The following is a 17874-nucleotide window of genomic DNA, read 5'->3' as shown; positions in this document are numbered from 1 at the left end:
GTGAACTTCACGCGCTGGAGCGCCCGCTTCCCCGGCACGCAGCGCCGCGCCGCCGCACGGAACGAACAGGCCGCCGCCCAGGCCAAGCGGGGCGAGGGCTCCGTGCCCGCGGCCCGCGGCGGCCGCGTCGAGCCGTCCGCCGGCACCGGCACCGACCGCGCCGCCGTCCCCGGCGACCCGACCGCCCCCCACCCGGACCCCACCCCCGGCCCCCCGGACGCCGCGCCCCCGGCCCCGCTGCCCTCACCCGACGACCTCTCCGTCCGCGAGGTCCTCGCCGGCCTGCCCGCCCTCGTCGCCCTCGTCACGGGCACCGACCACCGCGTCGCCTACCTCAACGACGCCTGGTCCGCCGGCTTCGGCCCCCGCACCCTCGGCGGCCCCGCCCACACCGCCCTCCCCGAACTCGACGACCTCGGCCTGCTGCCCCTCCTCGACCAGGTCCTGCGCAGCGGAAAACCCCGCACCGTCAAGAACCGCAAGGCCGCCGGCGGCAGCTCCTACACCGCGACCTGCGCCCCCGTCTCCTTCCCGGCCCCCGACAGCGGCGGCATCCTCATCCACCTCGCCGACGTCACCGACCACGCCGAGGCCGTCGACCGCCTCCGCGCCGGCGAACGCCGCCAGCGCGAGGCCGCCGTCACCCTCCAGCGCTCCCTCCTCCCCCAGGAACTGGAGGAACCCGACGACCTGCGCATCGCCGCCACCTACCACCCCGGCGGCACCGAGGCCGCGGTCGGCGGCGACTGGTACGACGTGATCACCCTCGGCGCCGGCCGCACCGCCCTCGTCATCGGCGACGTCATGGGCCGCGGCGTCCGCGCCGCCGCCGTCATGGGCCAGCTCCGCACCGCCGTCCGCGCCTACGCCCGCCTCGACCTCCCCCCGCACGAGGTCCTGCAACTCCTCGACGGCCTCGCCGCCGAGATCGACGCCAGCCAGATCGCCACCTGCGTGTACGCCGTCCACGACCCGAACGAGGGCGTCCTCGCCTACGCCTCCGCCGGCCACCTCCCGATCCTCGTCCGCGACGAGGACGGCACCGTCCGCCGCGCCGCCGACCCCACCGGCCCGCCCCTGGGCACCGGCGGCTGGCTCCACACCTCCGGCACCATCGCCCTGGGCCCCGGCGCCACCGCCGTCCTCTACACCGACGGCCTCGTCGAACGCCGCGGCGAGGACATCGACGAAGGCGTCGCCGCCCTCGAACGCGCTCTGTCCGGCGCCCAGGGCACCCCCGCCGTCATCTGCGACCGCGTGATGCGTGCCCTCGGCGTCGACGCCGACCACGACGACGACGTCGCCGTCCTCGTCCTCCAGCACCCCACCCGCACCGGCCCCGACGCCGAGCTCTTCCACAACGCCGCCCTCGAACTGCTCGGCGGGGTCGAGGCCGCCCCCCGCGCCCGCGCCTTCGCCCAGGGCGTCCTCACCTCCTGGCGCTTCCCGGTGGACCTGTGCGACCTGGGGGTCCTGGCCGCCAGCGAGCTCGTCGCGAACTCCCTCCAGCACGGCACCCCGCCCATGCGGCTGCGCCTGCGCCGCACCGACCGGCGCCTGATCATCGAGGTCACCGACGGGGACGACCACCTCCCGCGCCGCCGCCGCGCCGAACCCGCCGACGAGACCGGCCGCGGCATCTCGATCATCGCCACCATCGCCTCCTCCTGGGGCACCCGCCGCACCCCCGGCGGCGGCAAGGCCGTCTGGTGCGAGTTCGCCCTCCCCACCCCCCGCGCCGACTGACCCCGCGCACACGAAAGGGCCCGCCGGCCACCCGTTCCTTCAGGAAACGGATGCCCGACGGGCCCTCGTCGTACGTGCCGCGCGCGGAGCGGGGTCTCAGACCCCGACCGACTCCCGCGACTCCCGGACCGGCGCCGCGGTCTGCGGGGCCCCGCCCCCGACCGAGATCGTCGTCCGCACCAGCGACGGATTGTCCTGCCCCGGCGTGAGCTGCCGCCCCAGCCGCAGCGCCAGCCAGCTGATGCCCAGCGAGAACACGATGAACGTCAGGATGTACGGACCGTGCAGCGCCGCGCCCATCGGACCGCCGATCGCGGGCCCGACGGCCAGCGCCATCTGCTTGACCAGCGCGAACGCCGAGTTGTACTGACCGACCGCCGACTCCGGCGCCAGATCGGCCACCAGCGGCGCCACGGTCGGCGACAGCATCGACTCGCCGATCCCGAACAGCGCGTACGTGGAGATGAACGCGGCCGTGGCCATCGCCTGGCTGCCGTGCCCCAGACCCGCGTACCCCGCGATGATCCACGCGAAGGTCCAGATCACGCCCACCAGCGCGATCACCCGCGACCGCCGCCGGTTCTCCACCAGCCGCAGCACGACGAACTGCGCGATCACGATCGCGAGGGTGTTCGCGAACAGCGCGTACCCGAGCGCCTTCGGCGTGATCCCGGCCGCCTCGGTGCCGTACGCGGCCAGACCCGACTCGAACTGCCCGTAACAGGCGAAGAACAACACGAACCCGAGCACGCAGAGCTGCACCATCGCCTTGTGCCGCAGCAGCGCGCCCCAGCCGCCGCCCGGCTTCCTCTCCGAGACGCTGTCGGAGATCACGGCGCTGTGCGGCAGCCGCACGGTCATCCCGATGCCCGCGAGCACCAGGAACATGACGGCCTCGATGGAGAAGAGGAGCAGGAAGCTGTCGGGCCGCGAGGTGTCGACGATCTGGCCGCCGATGAGGCCACCGATGCCCAGACCCAGGTTCTGCAGGAAGAACTGCAGGGCGAAGGAGCGCGTGCGCGTCTGCGGGGTCGAGCACCACACGATCATCGTGGCGAGCGCCGGCTGCATGACGGCGGAACCGGCACCGAGCAGCGCGGCGGACGCCACCACGTGCGCGGTCCCGGACGCGAGCCCCAGGCTCAGCGCGCCCAACGAGGCCACGACGGCGGCCCCCACCAGCACCGGCACCGGCCCGCGCCGGTCGATGATCCGCCCGGTGAAGGGCAGCACGATCAGAGCGGCCAAGGCGAACACGCCGAGTACGACACCGGCGACGCCCGACCCCAGATCCCGCACCTGCGCCACATAGACGTAGAGGAACGGAACCGTGAAACCGATGCCGAACGCGCTCAGCGCGTTGCCCGCCTGGATGCGCCGCATGGCCGCGCCCATCACCTTGGTCACTACTCACCTGCCCTTGAACCTGAAGACCTGAAGACTTCACACCTAAACTTCGACCCTTAACTCTACACATCGAAGGAGTTAAGCGGCAACGAGAGCCGTGCCATACTCGGCGGCATGGGTGACACCCCGGAGGCCACAGGCCCCCTCGACGAACCGACCATCGACGAGCAGATCGCGGCCTACCAGCGCGAGTTCCAGGACCTGGATCCCCAGGTGGAGAAGGTCGTCTCGGCCCTGAGCCGCCTGAACCGGCGGATGAACGTGGCCTACGGCCGGCAGACCTCCGCCCTGGGCATCAGCAACGCGGAGTGGGAGGTCCTCAAGGCCCTCGTCCTCTCCGGGGCCCCGTACCGGATGGGCCCGAGCGAGCTCGCCAAGCAGCTCGGCCTGACCCCGGCCGCGATGACCCACCGCATCGACCGCATGACCTCGGAGGGTCTGGTCACCCGGGAACGGGACGAGGCGAACCGGGTCCGCGTGATCGTGGGCCTGACCGACGAGGGCCGCAGCAAGTGGCTGGAGGCCATGCGGATGGCCTCGGTCTTCGAGGAGGACCTGCTCCAGGACCTCTCGACCCCGGAGCGGGCCCTGCTGGGCGACATCCTCGGAAGGCTGCTGGACCGGGTCGAGGGCCTTCAGTAGAGGGACGGGAGGCGGGGTTGACACAGCCCTGCGGAGTCCGTAAGGTTCTTCGAGTTGTCCCGGAGTCGCAAGGTTCCGGAACGACCATCCCGCCGCCTCGTCGCGGCATCCCTTTTCTCCAGCACGACTTCCTTCGGGAACGTATTCGGCATGTCCGAATTCCTTTCCGAGACGCCGATTGGGCATCACCGGGAAGAAGCGCTAGAGTTCGGGAGTCGGAACGGCCCAACAGCCGGAAAGACAAGCCCCGCTGACTGGGAGTCAGGCCGGAAACGGTCTGATAGAGTCGGAAACGCCGGAAAGAAAATCGCGAAAGCGAGGAACTGGAAAGCACCGAGGAAATCGGGCCGGAAACGGTGTGATAGAGTCGGAAACGCAAGAACGAAAAACAAGAGCAAGAACGAAGGAAGCGCCCGGAGGGCCCGGAAACGGGAACGAAGGAAGCGTCCGCACCTTGAGAACTCAACAGCGTGCCAAAAATCAACGCCAGATATGTTGATACCCCGTCTCTTCGGAGACGAGGTTCCTTTGAAAAGTCCTCGGACGATCCTCTTCGGATCGTGTGAGGCAACCACACAGCGAGGACGCTGTGAACAGACGGCCACATTCCGGCCTATGTCTGTTCCGCTCAACGCGAGTGGGCACCGGATTACCGGTAAACATTCACGGAGAGTTTGATCCTGGCTCAGGACGAACGCTGGCGGCGTGCTTAACACATGCAAGTCGAACGATGAAGCCCTTCGGGGTGGATTAGTGGCGAACGGGTGAGTAACACGTGGGCAATCTGCCCTTCACTCTGGGACAAGCCCTGGAAACGGGGTCTAATACCGGATACGACTCGGGAAGGCATCTTCTCGGGTGGAAAGCTCCGGCGGTGAAGGATGAGCCCGCGGCCTATCAGCTTGTTGGTGGGGTGATGGCCTACCAAGGCGACGACGGGTAGCCGGCCTGAGAGGGCGACCGGCCACACTGGGACTGAGACACGGCCCAGACTCCTACGGGAGGCAGCAGTGGGGAATATTGCACAATGGGCGAAAGCCTGATGCAGCGACGCCGCGTGAGGGATGACGGCCTTCGGGTTGTAAACCTCTTTCAGCAGGGAAGAAGCGAAAGTGACGGTACCTGCAGAAGAAGCGCCGGCTAACTACGTGCCAGCAGCCGCGGTAATACGTAGGGCGCAAGCGTTGTCCGGAATTATTGGGCGTAAAGAGCTCGTAGGCGGCTTGTTACGTCGGATGTGAAAGCCCGGGGCTTAACCCCGGGTCTGCATTCGATACGGGCAGGCTAGAGTTCGGTAGGGGAGATCGGAATTCCTGGTGTAGCGGTGAAATGCGCAGATATCAGGAGGAACACCGGTGGCGAAGGCGGATCTCTGGGCCGATACTGACGCTGAGGAGCGAAAGCGTGGGGAGCGAACAGGATTAGATACCCTGGTAGTCCACGCCGTAAACGTTGGGAACTAGGTGTGGGCGACATTCCACGTCGTCCGTGCCGCAGCTAACGCATTAAGTTCCCCGCCTGGGGAGTACGGCCGCAAGGCTAAAACTCAAAGGAATTGACGGGGGCCCGCACAAGCGGCGGAGCATGTGGCTTAATTCGACGCAACGCGAAGAACCTTACCAAGGCTTGACATATACCGGAACGGCCAGAGATGGTCGCCCCCTTGTGGTCGGTATACAGGTGGTGCATGGCTGTCGTCAGCTCGTGTCGTGAGATGTTGGGTTAAGTCCCGCAACGAGCGCAACCCTTGTCCTGTGTTGCCAGCATGCCCTTCGGGGTGATGGGGACTCACAGGAGACCGCCGGGGTCAACTCGGAGGAAGGTGGGGACGACGTCAAGTCATCATGCCCCTTATGTCTTGGGCTGCACACGTGCTACAATGGCCGGTACAATGAGCTGCGATACCGTGAGGTGGAGCGAATCTCAAAAAGCCGGTCTCAGTTCGGATTGGGGTCTGCAACTCGACCCCATGAAGTCGGAGTCGCTAGTAATCGCAGATCAGCATTGCTGCGGTGAATACGTTCCCGGGCCTTGTACACACCGCCCGTCACGTCACGAAAGTCGGTAACACCCGAAGCCGGTGGCCCAACCCTTGTGGAGGGAGCTGTCGAAGGTGGGACTGGCGATTGGGACGAAGTCGTAACAAGGTAGCCGTACCGGAAGGTGCGGCTGGATCACCTCCTTTCTAAGGAGCACAGTACCGATTGCAGGCGAATGTTCTGCACGGTCAGCTCATGGGTGGAACGTTGATTAGTTGGCACGGTCCGGATGGATCCCTCACCAGTACTGCTTCGGCGTGGAACGTGATGAGGTCCGTGAAGGGTCGTGCTTGGCACGTTGTTGGGTCCTGAGGGTACGGCCGGTTGGTCGAACCTTCGGATTCCGGCCCCAGTGAACTCGAACCGTTTGGTTTGGGGTGGTGGGTGGCTGGTCGTTGTTTGAGAACTACACAGTGGACGCGAGCATCTGTGGCCAAGTTTTTAAGGGCGCACGGTGGATGCCTTGGCACCAGGAACCGATGAAGGACGTGGGAGGCCGCGATAGGCCCCGGGGAGCTGTCAACCGAGCTTTGATCCGGGGGTGTCCGAATGGGGAAACCCGGCAGTCGTCATGGGCTGTCACCCGCTGCTGAACACATAGAGTGTGGAGGGAACGAGGGGAAGTGAAACATCTCAGTACCCTCAGGAAGAGAAAACAACCGTGATTCCGGGAGTAGTGGCGAGCGAAACCGGATGAGGCCAAACCTGTGATGTGTGAGACCCGGCAGGGGTTGCGTCATGGGGGTTGTGGGAATGAGCTTTCACGATCTGCCGGTCGTGAGGCGAGTCAGAAACCGTATGGATAGGCGAAGGACATGCGAAAGGTCCGGCGTAGAGGGTAAGACCCCCGTAGCTGAAATCTGTACGGCTTGCTTGCTCATCTCCCAAGTAGCACGGGCCCCGAGAAATCCCGTGTGAATCTGGCGGGACCACCCGCTAAGCCTAAATATTCCCTGGTGACCGATAGCGGATAGTACCGTGAGGGAATGGTGAAAAGTACCGCGGAGCGGAGTGAAATAGTACCTGAAACCGTGTGCCTACAAGCCGTGGGAGCGTCGGAACGAGGCTTGCCTTGTTCTCGTGACTGCGTGCCTTTTGAAGAATGAGCCTGCGAGTTAGCGGTGTGTAGCGAGGTTAACCCGTGTGGGGAAGCCGTAGCGAAAGCGAGTCCGAACAGGGCGTTTGAGTTGCACGCTCTAGACCCGAAGCGGAGTGATCTAGCCATGGGCAGGTTGAAGCGGAGGTAAGACTTCGTGGAGGACCGAACCCACCAGGGTTGAAAACCTGGGGGATGACCTGTGGTTAGGGGTGAAAGGCCAATCAAACTCCGTGATAGCTGGTTCTCCCCGAAATGCATTTAGGTGCAGCGTCGTGTGTTTCTTGCCGGAGGTAGAGCACTGGATAGGCGATGGGCCCTACCGGGTTACTGACCTTAGCCAAACTCCGAATGCCGGTAAGTGAGAGCACGGCAGTGAGACTGTGGGGGATAAGCTCCATGGTCGAGAGGGAAACAGCCCAGAGCATCGACTAAGGCCCCTAAGCGTACGCTAAGTGGGAAAGGATGTGGAGTCGCAGAGACAACCAGGAGGTTGGCTTAGAAGCAGCCACCCTTGAAAGAGTGCGTAATAGCTCACTGGTCAAGTGATTCCGCGCCGACAATGTAGCGGGGCTCAAGCGTACCGCCGAAGTCGTGTCATTGCAGCGTTAAGCCCCAACGGGTGTTGTGATGGGTAGGGGAGCGTCGTGTGCCGGGTGAAGCAGCACCGGAAGGTAGTTGTGGACGGTTCACGAGTGAGAATGCAGGCATGAGTAGCGATACAAGAGTGAGAAACTCTTGCGCCGATTGACTAAGGGTTCCTGGGTCAAGCTGATCTGCCCAGGGTAAGTCGGGACCTAAGGCGAGGCCGACAGGCGTAGTCGATGGACAACCGGTTGATATTCCGGTACCCGCTTTGAAACGCCCAATATCGAATCCTCTGATGCTAAGACCGTGAAGCCGTCCTGGAGCCTTCGGGCAAAGGGGAGTGGTGGAGCCGTTGATCCAAGGTGGTAGTAGGTAAGCGATGGGGTGACGCAGGAAGGTAGTCCAGCCCGGGCGGTGGTAGTCCCGGGGTAAGGGTGTAGGACGCACGGTAGGCAAATCCGTCGTGCACATAGTCTGAGACCTGATGCCGAGCCGATTGTGGTGAAGTGGATGATCCTATGCTGTCGAGAAAAGCCTCTAGCGAGTTTCATGGCGGCCCGTACCCTAAACCGACTCAGGTGGTCAGGTAGAGAATACCGAGGCGTTCGGGTGAACTATGGTTAAGGAACTCGGCAAAATGCCCCCGTAACTTCGGGAGAAGGGGGCCACGTCTGGTGATGAGTCTTGCACTCTGAGCTGGGGGTGGCCGCAGAGACCAGCGAGAAGCGACTGTTTACTAAAAACACAGGTCCGTGCGAAGCCGTAAGGCGATGTATACGGACTGACGCCTGCCCGGTGCTGGAACGTTAAGGGGACCGGTTAGTGACCTTTCGGGGTTGCGAAGCTGAGAACTTAAGCGCCAGTAAACGGCGGTGGTAACTATAACCATCCTAAGGTAGCGAAATTCCTTGTCGGGTAAGTTCCGACCTGCACGAATGGCGTAACGACTTCTCGACTGTCTCAACCATAGGCCCGGTGAAATTGCACTACGAGTAAAGATGCTCGTTTCGCGCAGCAGGACGGAAAGACCCCGGGACCTTTACTACAGTTTGATATTGGTGTTCGGTTCGGCTTGTGTAGGATAGGTGGGAGACTGTGAAGCGGCCACGCCAGTGGTTGTGGAGTCGTCGTTGAAATACCACTCTGGTCGTGCTGGATGTCTAACCTCGGTCCGTGATCCGGATCAGGGACAGTGTCTGATGGGTAGTTTAACTGGGGCGGTTGCCTCCCAAAGAGTAACGGAGGCGCCCAAAGGTTCCCTCAGCCTGGTTGGCAATCAGGTGTTGAGTGTAAGTGCACAAGGGAGCTTGACTGTGAGACCGACGGGTCGAGCAGGGACGAAAGTCGGGACTAGTGATCCGGCGGTGGCTTGTGGAAGCGCCGTCGCTCAACGGATAAAAGGTACCCCGGGGATAACAGGCTGATCTTCCCCAAGAGTCCATATCGACGGGATGGTTTGGCACCTCGATGTCGGCTCGTCGCATCCTGGGGCTGGAGTCGGTCCCAAGGGTTGGGCTGTTCGCCCATTAAAGCGGTACGCGAGCTGGGTTTAGAACGTCGTGAGACAGTTCGGTCCCTATCCGCTGTGCGCGTAGGAATATTGAGAAGGGCTGTCCCTAGTACGAGAGGACCGGGACGGACGAACCTCTGGTGTGCCAGTTGTCCTGCCAAGGGCATGGCTGGTTGGCTACGTTCGGGAGGGATAACCGCTGAAAGCATCTAAGCGGGAAGCCTGCTTCGAGATGAGTATTCCCACCTCCTTGAGAGGGTAAGGCTCCCAGTAGACGACTGGGTTGATAGGCCAGATGTGGAAGCCCGGTAACGGGTGAAGCTGACTGGTACTAATAGGCCGAGGGCTTGTCCTCAGTTGCTCGCGTCCACTGTGTTAGTTCTGAAATAACGAACTCCCGTTTGCCGGTTGAGTTCAGAATTTCATAGTGTTTCGGTGGTCATAGCGTTAGGGAAACGCCCGGTTACATTCCGAACCCGGAAGCTAAGCCTTTCAGCGCCGATGGTACTGCAGGGGGGACCCTGTGGGAGAGTAGGACGCCGCCGAACAATTATTGTGGGGGAGCCCCGCACCTTATGGTGCGGGGCTTTTCCGCGTTTACGGGTTTATTCGTTGGCGGGGCTCGGCGGCGCCGGCTACAGTCCCGGCATGGAACAGCAGACGATCGTGGTGCGCGGCATACGGGCCGAGGAATGGGCCGAGGTCAAGGAACTGCGGGTCTCCGCCCTGCGTGACCCCGTCGCCCACCTCGCGTTCCTGGAGACCGTGGACGAGGCTCTGGCCCGGCCGGACTCCTTCTGGCGGGAGCGGGCTGCCGGCGGGGCCGCCGGGGTCGGGGTGCGGCAGTTCATCGCCGCGGAGGGCGCGAACGGGCGCTGGGTGGGCACCGTGACCGTGCTCGTCGAACGCGCCGGCGGTGACGGGTTCTTCGGCGAAGGAGTGCCCGTGGACCAGGGGCACCTGGTCGGGGTGTACGTGCGGCCCGAGTATCGGGGGGTCGGGCTCACCGAGCGGCTGTTCCGGGCCGCCGTCGACTGGTGTTGGGAGCCGGCGGAGCCGCGGCTGGAACGGGTGCGGCTCCTCGTGCACGAGGACAACGAGCGGGCCGCCCGCTTCTACCGGCGCTACGGGTTCACGGCCACCGGTGTGCGGTGCGACGAGCCCGGACAGCCCGGCAAGCAGAACCACGAATACGCCGTGGCCCGTCCCTCCTGAACCCCCGAATGCCCCGGACCGTTTCCACGGTCCGGGGCATTCGGCGTTTTCGGGCCCTCTCAGCCGGGGAGGGGGACACCCGGCCAACGGGAGCGGAACTGTTCGGGGCTGCGGCACCAGGCCCGCACCGGCAGGGTCGGATCCGTGAGGAGCTCCGGCAGCTCCGGCAGTGGCGCCACCCCCGCGATGTCCTCCAGGACCAGGGCCAGGGGAGGGCTCAGACGCGAGGCCGCGCCGCGTTCCGCGGCCTGCCGGCCCCGTGCGACGACCTCCGCCGTGAGCGCGGTGAGGAAGGGGGAGGCCCCCGGGTCGGAGCGGGGGTTCTCGTGGGACTCCCCGACCACGTACAGGGTGCCGCCCTCCTCCACGAAGGAGTCGAGGGCGAGCGCGTCCGGACGGTGGGAGCCCGCGGACTCGCGGATGTGGACGGAACTCAACGAGCTCAGGGCCAGGGCGGTCAGGGCCAGGGCCGCCTCACGGCGCTGCGGATGCGCGGTGAGGGCGCTCTCCAGCTCCCCGGCCGCGCCCGCCGCCGCCGACGGGTGCGTGCGCAGCACCCTGACCGGTTCGCTGTCGCCGAGGCCCTGGGCCCAGCGGTGCGCCTGCTTGAACGGGCGGTCCTCCAGCGCCAACGCGTGCAGCCAGCTCCGCAGGAGCGTTTCCGCGGTGTCGGCGACCGCCTCGTCGATACGGGCCGTGGGGCGGACCGGGGCCAGCAGGGCGTGCGCGCGGGCCCGGGCCACGGCGCGGTCGGCGCAGCCCCGGGCCGGGTTCCAGTGCAGCCGGGCCGGGGTGTCGCAGCGGTGGCCCGGGTCGTACAGGTGCACCGGGCCGAGTTTGGCGCGGCCGTCCTTCGTGGCGTCCCACAGATCCGGCTGGGAGGTGACCACCAGCAGCGGGCCCTCGGCGTCCGTGACGGCGAGGAGGGCGGCGGCGAGGCGCTCGGCGGGGGTGCCGAAGGCCAGGGGGTTCGTGCGCGCCGGGGTGCGCGGCGCGGCCGGTGCCGGGGCGGCGGCGGGACGGCGGGCGGCCGTGGTGGGGGCGTAGCCGAAGCCGTAGCGGTAGGCGTCGTCCGCCGGGGGCGGGCCGGCCGGGGCGTGGGCCCGGGTGGGCACGGCCTTGGGCCGGGGCGGTGCGGGCAGCCGTTTCGGGGCCGGCGGGGTGGTCCGCTTCGGTGTCGGGGGCGGGGGTGGCTCGTGCGGGACGGGGGTCGGCGTCGGGGCGGGGTCCTGGCGGCGCGTTTCCCGTGGTGCGGGTTCGGGCGTCGGGGCGGGGACGCCGGCCCGGGCTCGGGCGCGGCGGGTCTTGACCCGGGCCACGACCCCGATCCCGAAGACGACCAGGACGAACAGGACCAGCAGTTGGCCGATGAACAGGCCCCAGAACAGGCCCCAGCCGGAGAGGGCGGCCGGATCGGTGGCCGGCCAGGCCCCGGGCAGGTCGTGGGGGCGGGAGATCAGGGCGCGGATCGCGGGCGGGGTGTTCGTGAAGGACACGGCGTTCGGCCAGGAGCCCTTGGTGAACAGGGCGGCGAGGCCGGTCGAGGACCACACGAGGAGGGCGATGCCGAGGAGGAAGCCGAGCAGGCCGAGCAGCAACCCGTCGGGGACGCCGCGTTGCTCGGGGCGGGGGGTGGCGGCGTCCCGGGCCATGGTCAGGCCACCGTCGTCGCCGAGCCGGAACCGCCGTTGCGGTGGCGTTCGATGAACAGGGCGCGTTCCTCCGCTTCGAGTTCCGCGGCGAGGATGTCGTCGGGGGTCTCGGTGACCTCGGAGGACTCGGTCATGGCCCGGTCGGTGTAGACGAGCGGGCGTTCCGCCTCCGTGACCAGGTGTTTGACGACCTGGACGTTGCCGTTGACGTCCCAGACGGCGATGCCGGGGGTGAGGGTGGGGATGATCTCGACGGCCCAGCGGGGCAGGCCGAGGACGCGTCCGGTGGCGCGTGCCTCGTCGGCTTTCTGGGCGTAGATGGTGCGGGTGGAGGCCATCTTGAGGATGGCCGCGGCCTCTCGGGCGGCGGCGCCGTCCACGACGTCGGAGAGGTGGTGGACGACGGCGACGAAGGACAGGCCGAGGCGGCGGCCGAACTTCAGGAGGCGCTGGAACAGCTGCGCGACGAAGGGGCTGTTGATGATGTGCCATGCCTCTTCGACGAGGAAGATGCGTTTCTTTCGGTCGGGGCGGATCCAGGTGTGTTCGAGCCAGACCCCGACGATCGCCATGAGGATGGGCATGGCGATGGAGTTGCGGTCGATGTGGGACAGGTCGAAGACGATGAGGGGGGCGTCGAGGTCGATGCCGGCGGTGGTGGGGCCGTCGAACATGCCGCGCAGGTCGCCGTCGACGAGGCGGTCGAGGACGAGGGCGACGTCCAGACCCCAGGCCCGGACATCGTCTATGTCGACGTTCATGGCCTGGGCGGATTCGGCCTCGGGGTGGCGGAGCTGTTCGACGATGTCGGTGAGGACCGGCTGGCGGTCGGTGATCGTGTCGTTGACGTAGGCGTGCGCGACCTTGAGGGCGAAGCCGGCGCGTTCGTCGAGGCTGTGGCCGGTGGCGACCTCGATGATCGTGCGGAGCAGGGCGAGCTGGCCGGTGGTGGTGATGGCCGGGTCGAGGGGGTTGAGGCGGATGCCGCCGTTGAGGGCGGACATCGGGTCCAGGCGGATGGGCAGTATGCCGAGCTGCTGGGCGATGAGGTTCCACTCGCCGACGCCGTCCTCGCCCTGGGCGTCGAGGACGACGACCTGCCGGTCGCGGAACCGGAGCTGGCGCAGCACGTACGTCTTCTCCAGCGCCGACTTGCCGTTGCCGGACTCGCCGAGGACCAGCCAGTGCGGGGCCGGGAGCTGTTGGCCGTAGAGCTGGAAGGGGTCGTAGATGTAGCCCTTGCCGCTGTAGACCTCGCGGCCGATGATGACGCCGGAATCCCCGAGGCCGGGGGCGGCGGTGGGCAGGTAGACGGCCTGGGCCTGGCCCGTGGAGGTGCGCACGGGCAGGCGGGTGGTCTCCACCTTGCCGAAGAGGAAGCTGGTGAACGCCTCCGTGACGGCGGACAGCGGGTCTCGCATGGCGGAACTGCCCTCCAGCTAGCGTCGGATGCCGGTGGCGAACGGCAGGGTGTTGACGAAGGCGCGGTGGTGCTCGCGGTCGCACCACTCCAGCTTCAGGTACGACTTGCCGGCCGAGGCACGGATGGTGCGCTTGTCGCGGGCGAGGGCTTCGGGGGAGCGGGAGGACACCGTGATGTAGCCGACGATGTTCACGCCGGCGGCGCCGCTGGCGAGGTCCTCGCCGCGCTGGTCGAGGCGGCCGTGGGCGGCGATGTCGCGGGGGTCCACGGTGCGGTTCATCTTCGCGGCGCGGCTGGCGTCGGCCTCGTCGTTGGTCTTCTCGGTGAGCATCCGCTCGATGGCGATCTCGGTGGGTTCCAGGTCCATGGTGACGGCGACGGTGCGGATCACGTCGGGGGTGTGGACGAGGAGGGGGGCGAGGAAGTTCACGCCGACCGGGGTCATCGGCCACTCCTTGACCCAGGCGGTGGCATGGCACCAGGGGGCGCGGGTGGAGGACTCGCGGGTCTTGGCCTGGAGGTAGGTGGGTTCGACCGCGTCGAGTTCGGCGGGCCAGGCGTTGCGCTTGGTCATGGCCTGGATGTGGTCGACGGGGTGGTCGGGGTCGTACATGGAGTGCACGAGGGAGGAGAGTCTGCTCTGGCCGAGGGGCTGGCGGACCCGGATGTCGGCCTCGGCGAGGCGGGCGCAGATGTCGGTGAGCTCGCGGGCCATGACGATGGCGATGCCGGCGTCCCGGTCGAGTTTGCGGCCCTTCTTGGGGGACGCGGCGCGGGCGATGGCGGCGGCCTCGGCGGACAGCTCGCGGGTGTAGTGCATGCAGGCCACGAGGTAGGCGCGGTGCTGCTCGGAGGAGGTGGAGACCATCGACTGGAGCTGGTCGTAGGACTCGCGGAGCCAGCCGGGGGCGTGCGGGTCGCCGCGTTGGGCGACGTCCTTGACGTGGGCCTCGGGGTCGGCGGGCAGGGTGCGGGCCAGCATCTGGAGGCGGGTGACGAAGCCGTCGCCGTTCGCGACGTGCTTGAGGAGGGTGCCGAAGCGGTCCACGAGGGCCTCCTGGTCCTCGCTGTCGCGCAGGCCGACGCCGGGGCCCTCGATCTCGATGGCGGCGGTGACGGTGCGGCGGTCGGCGTGGAGGAGGACGGCGATCTCGTCGGGGCCGAAGGGGGAGGAGAGCCAGCTGATCCGGCCGATGCCGGGGGGCGGGCCGACCTCGACCTCGGTGCCGTCGGCGCGGGTGCCGGCCTCGACGGCGGTGGAGCGGTAGGTGGTGCCCCGGCGCAGGTTCCGCTTGAAGCTGCGGTTGATCTCGAACCACTTGTAGAACGTGCGGCCCTTGTAGGGCACGTAGACGGCGGCGAGCGCGATCACGGGGAAGCCCGCGAGGGCCGCGATCCGCAGGGGCAGGCTGGGCACGAGGAGGCCGCTCATCATGCCGAGGAAGGCGCCGACGATGATCAGGGCGATCTCGCCGGTCTCGCGGTTCTTGCCGATGACGGCGTTGGGGCGGGCGCGGCCGATGAGATAGGTGCGGCGGGGCGCGACCGGGTGCATCTGGTGGGACTGCGTCGTCAACGCCCGTCACCTCCTGTGTTCCTCGTGCTCGGGGTGGTGCGGTGGCTGGTGGGGCCGCTGCCGCCGGTGCGGGGGGCCGGGGCGGCGGTGCCGCGGCTGCTGTGGGCGGCGACGCCGCCGGAGACGGCGTTGGCGGGGCGGGGCTCGGGGGCGGAGGAGCCGCCGGAGGAACCGCCACCGCCGCCGCGGCTGCTGTGGGTCTTGATGCCCTGGGAGACGAGCGAGGCGGGGGAGCTGATGACGGCGGCGGCCTGGGCGCCGTCGGTGGCCTGCTTGCGGTTGGTGCGGGCGGTCGCGATCTCGTCGCCGAAGCCGGGGACGAAGCGGTAGATGACGGCGGAGGCGAAGATCGCCAGGAGGATGATCGCGAGGCCGGAGACGACGGCGGACAGGGCGTTGGGGCCGTTCTCTCCGGCGAGGGCCCCGGCGAGGCCGAGGACGATGACGATGACCGGCTTCACGAGGATGACGGCGATCATGATGCCGGCCCAGCGGCGAACGTGGCCCCAGAGGTTGCGGTCGACCAGGCCCGCGTAGACGACGACGCCGAGGAGGGCGCCGACGTAGAGGAGGGCGGCCCGGATGACGAGTTCGAGGGCGAGGACGCCGGCGGCGAGGATCGTCACGAGGGAGACGACGATCAGCATGATCGGGCCGCCGCCGATGCTGTCGCCCTTCTTGAGGGCCTCGGCGAAGGAGCCGAAGAAGACGTCGGTCTGGTTGCCGGTGGCGGCGGCGATGACGTCGGAGATGCCGTCGGTGGCGGAGACGACGGTGTAGAGGACGAGGGGGGTGAAGGCGGAGGCGAGGACGGTCAGCCAGAGGAAGCCGATGGCCTCGCCGATCGCGGTGGCGAAGGGGACGCCGCGGATGGCGCGCTTGGTGACGGCCAGCAGCCACAGGACGAGGGTGAGGAAGGCGGAGGCGGCGAAGACGATCGCGTACTGCTTGAGGAAGGTCGGGTTGGTGAAGTCGACCTGGGAGGTGCTCTTGACCACCTTGCCGAGGGAGTCGACGACCCAGGCGGCGGCGTCGGCGCAGCCCTTGGCGAGGGCGGAGAGGGGGTTGAGGGCGTCGGCGGAGCCGCCGGTGGAGGGGGCGAGGACCCCCGGGCTGTCGGACGGGGGCGTCGGGGCGTTCGAGCGGAGGCAGTATTCGTGCGCGGGACCGGGAATCAGCGCGCAGGGGTCCGCGGAGGAGCTTGCGCCCGGGGTTGCCGACGCGCCGGGTGAGGGAGTGGTGCCGCCCGGGGTGGGGGTGGGGGCCGCGTGGGCGGCGCCGGCGGCCGTGGCCAGGGTGACGTGGAGGGTCGCGAGCAGGCCGGTGAGGGTGGCCGCCCGGTGTGGGGCGCGGGAGCGTGAGGTCTCGGCCGGGCCGTCGAGCCTGGTGCCGTCGTGACGGCGGGGCTTAGCGGGCATAGGTGAAGCCTCCGAACTCCTGGGTGGCCTTGTTGATCTCGTCCGACGCCGAGGCCGTGGTGTCCCCGGGGAGTGGTGCGGGACCGGTGCTCTGGTCGACGGAGGTGATCTTCCAGTCCTCGTCGATCCAGGCCAGTTGGACGGTGCGGGTCACCCAGCCGGTGCGGATGGGGGTGGTCGCCTTCTCTCCGGACATGCCGGTGAGTTCCATGCACCAGACGGCGATGGCCGCGCGGTCCTGGGTGTATGCCTCCGTGCGGGAGCCGATGGGGACGGTGCGGGCGACGAAGGTGGTGCCGGTCGGGGGGTTGCCCTGGGGGTCGAGGCCGAGGCCGGCGAGGAGTTCGGGGGAGTACGCCTTGTCCTGGGGGGCCTTGAGCGCGGCGGCGGCGTCGGGGGTGTAGAGGGCGTCGACGAGGCGGTGTCGGCTGTCCGCGGTGAACATGGCGGTGGAGCCGAGGGCGACGGCGTAGTTGGTCGCGGCGGATTCGGCGCCCTGTCGGGTGCGGGCGAAGCCGCGGGGGAGTTCGCCGGGCGGGGTGTTCACCGGGGGCACGCCGCTGGCGGCGGTGGCGGAGCCGGTGGGGGTGCGGTCGGTGTTCTTCGCCGGGTTCGCGGCCGGGGGGTTGGCGCGGTTCGCGAAGGCGATCGCGGCGATGAGGAGGACCGTGACCGCGACGACCGTGATGAGGCCCTTGCCGACCCGGGGCGGGCGGCGGGGGTGGCGGCCGGGGTCGCCGTCGCCGTCGGGCAGCCGGGTGCGGGTGTGCCGGGTGCCGGTGGCGCTGACGTCTTCGCGGCTCATGCCGGGGCCGTCCGCTCGTGGTTCCGGGCTCCGTGCGGGCAGGCCGGCGCCGGGGTCCGCGGGTGCGCGGTGGGACGAGTGGTCATCGGGAACACAACCTCGGCGGACGGGCGGATTGTCGGATGGTCGTACGAGTCAGGATGCGGGGTGGGCTGTCGCACTGTGCCGGAGGGGTCGGGCGCGGGACCCGCGCGGGGCCCGGTCGGCTCGGATCGGCCGGGCCCGCGACGGGTGGTGAGGGTGGGTCAGACGGCCATGCCGTAGACGATCGTGAAGAGCGTGCCCAGGGAGCCGATGATGAAGACCCCGGTGAGGCCGGCGACGATGAGGCCCTTGCCCTGCTCCGCGCTGAAGGTGTCGCGCAGGGCGGTGGCGCCGATGCGCTGCTTGGCCGCGCCCCAGATCGCGATGCCCAGGCAGAGCAGGATCGCGACGGCCATGACCACCTCGATCATGATCTTCGCCTCGTTGCCGAGACTGCCGAACGGCCCCCAGTTCGGGGCGATTCCGCCGATGATGGTGGTGATGTCGCCCTTTTCGGCTGCCAGGAACATGTAACTCACCGCCCCAGTGTGGGTAGTTGTGTCCCCCCTTGCCCGGCGGCAGGGGTCTCGCTCTATCTTCGCTGATGAAACGGCTCTCGTATGTCGACTTGACGCCTGTCTTTACCCGTCACTCTGTGTATCACGGGGTGTGACGGCGGGCAATGATTGTCGTCTCGGCATACGGGCGGAAGCGCCGGGGCGCACGCTCGGTG

Annotated in this window: 10 protein-coding genes and 3 rRNA genes; 6 read left to right on the top strand and 7 right to left on the bottom strand. The window is 67.8% G+C overall.

Translation table 11 applies throughout. The annotated features are described in order from the left end of the window. Positions 1-1746, top strand: a complete 1746-nt coding sequence (locus tag ACN20G_RS11120; RefSeq protein WP_424215473.1) for an ATP-binding SpoIIE family protein phosphatase — start codon at positions 1-3, stop codon at positions 1744-1746. Between the two features lie 96 nt (positions 1747-1842). Here the strand turns inward: ACN20G_RS11120 and ACN20G_RS11115 are convergent, their stop codons facing one another. Beyond that, the gene (locus tag ACN20G_RS11115) at positions 1843-3141 is read right to left on the bottom strand and encodes an MFS transporter (RefSeq protein ID WP_424215472.1); all 1299 of its coding nucleotides are present in this window, start codon (positions 3139-3141) and stop codon (positions 1843-1845) included. 126 nt (positions 3142-3267) lie between these two features. Between ACN20G_RS11115 and ACN20G_RS11110 the strand changes: the two genes are divergently transcribed. The 5 genes from ACN20G_RS11110 (at position 3268) to ACN20G_RS11090 (ending at position 10243) form a co-directional block, all read left to right on the top strand. Continuing rightward, complete coding sequence (locus tag ACN20G_RS11110; RefSeq protein ID WP_424212588.1) at positions 3268-3795, top strand: MarR family winged helix-turn-helix transcriptional regulator; 528 nt, start codon at positions 3268-3270, stop codon at positions 3793-3795. Positions 3796-4457: 662 nt separating this feature from the next. Next, positions 4458-5980: ribosomal RNA gene (locus ACN20G_RS11105) — 16S ribosomal RNA — on the top strand. Between the two features lie 285 nt (positions 5981-6265). Beyond that, positions 6266-9383: ribosomal RNA gene (locus ACN20G_RS11100) — 23S ribosomal RNA — on the top strand. A gap of 76 nt (positions 9384-9459) precedes the next feature. Beyond that, positions 9460-9576, top strand: a 5S ribosomal RNA gene (gene rrf, locus ACN20G_RS11095). The 16S, 23S and 5S rRNA genes sit together here, the layout of an rRNA operon. A gap of 100 nt (positions 9577-9676) precedes the next feature. Next, positions 9677-10243: a GNAT family N-acetyltransferase gene (locus tag ACN20G_RS11090; RefSeq protein ID WP_424212587.1), complete on the top strand. Its 567-nt coding sequence runs from the start codon at positions 9677-9679 to the stop codon at positions 10241-10243. A 59-nt stretch (positions 10244-10302) separates the two neighbouring features. Here ACN20G_RS11090 and ACN20G_RS11085 read toward each other — a convergent pair whose 3' ends face one another. The 6 genes from ACN20G_RS11085 to ACN20G_RS11060 all read right to left on the bottom strand — a co-directional run bounded on the left by ACN20G_RS11085 (position 10303) and on the right by ACN20G_RS11060 (position 17671). After that, positions 10303-11895, bottom strand: a complete 1593-nt coding sequence (locus ACN20G_RS11085) for a type VI secretion protein (protein ID WP_424212586.1) — start codon at positions 11893-11895, stop codon at positions 10303-10305. Between the two features lie 2 nt (positions 11896-11897). Next, entirely contained in the window at positions 11898-13316 is a 1419-nt protein-coding gene (locus tag ACN20G_RS11080; RefSeq protein WP_424212585.1) for an ATP-binding protein, read from the bottom strand. Between the two features lie 18 nt (positions 13317-13334). Then, the gene (locus ACN20G_RS11075) at positions 13335-14894 is read right to left on the bottom strand and encodes an SCO6880 family protein (protein WP_424212584.1); all 1560 of its coding nucleotides are present in this window, start codon (positions 14892-14894) and stop codon (positions 13335-13337) included. Further along, positions 14891-16312, bottom strand: coding sequence for a hypothetical protein (locus tag ACN20G_RS11070; protein ID WP_424212582.1), 1422 nt, complete (start codon positions 16310-16312; stop codon positions 14891-14893). Before ACN20G_RS11070 ends, ACN20G_RS11075 begins: the two co-directional genes overlap by 4 nt. Then, complete coding sequence (locus tag ACN20G_RS11065) at positions 16302-17117, bottom strand: hypothetical protein (protein WP_424212581.1); 816 nt, start codon at positions 17115-17117, stop codon at positions 16302-16304. Before ACN20G_RS11065 ends, ACN20G_RS11070 begins: the two co-directional genes overlap by 11 nt. A gap of 245 nt (positions 17118-17362) precedes the next feature. Beyond that, a complete protein-coding gene (locus ACN20G_RS11060; protein ID WP_424215471.1) occupies positions 17363-17671 on the bottom strand; it encodes a hypothetical protein in 309 nt (102 codons plus the stop codon). Between the last annotated feature and the right edge of the window lie 203 nt (positions 17672-17874).

Source organism: Streptomyces dryopteridis (assembly GCF_049606955.1).
GTDB lineage: Bacteria > Actinomycetota > Actinomycetes > Streptomycetales > Streptomycetaceae > Streptomyces.
Note: the sequence above shows the minus strand (reverse complement) of the source record. Positions and strands in the feature narration are given on the sequence as shown.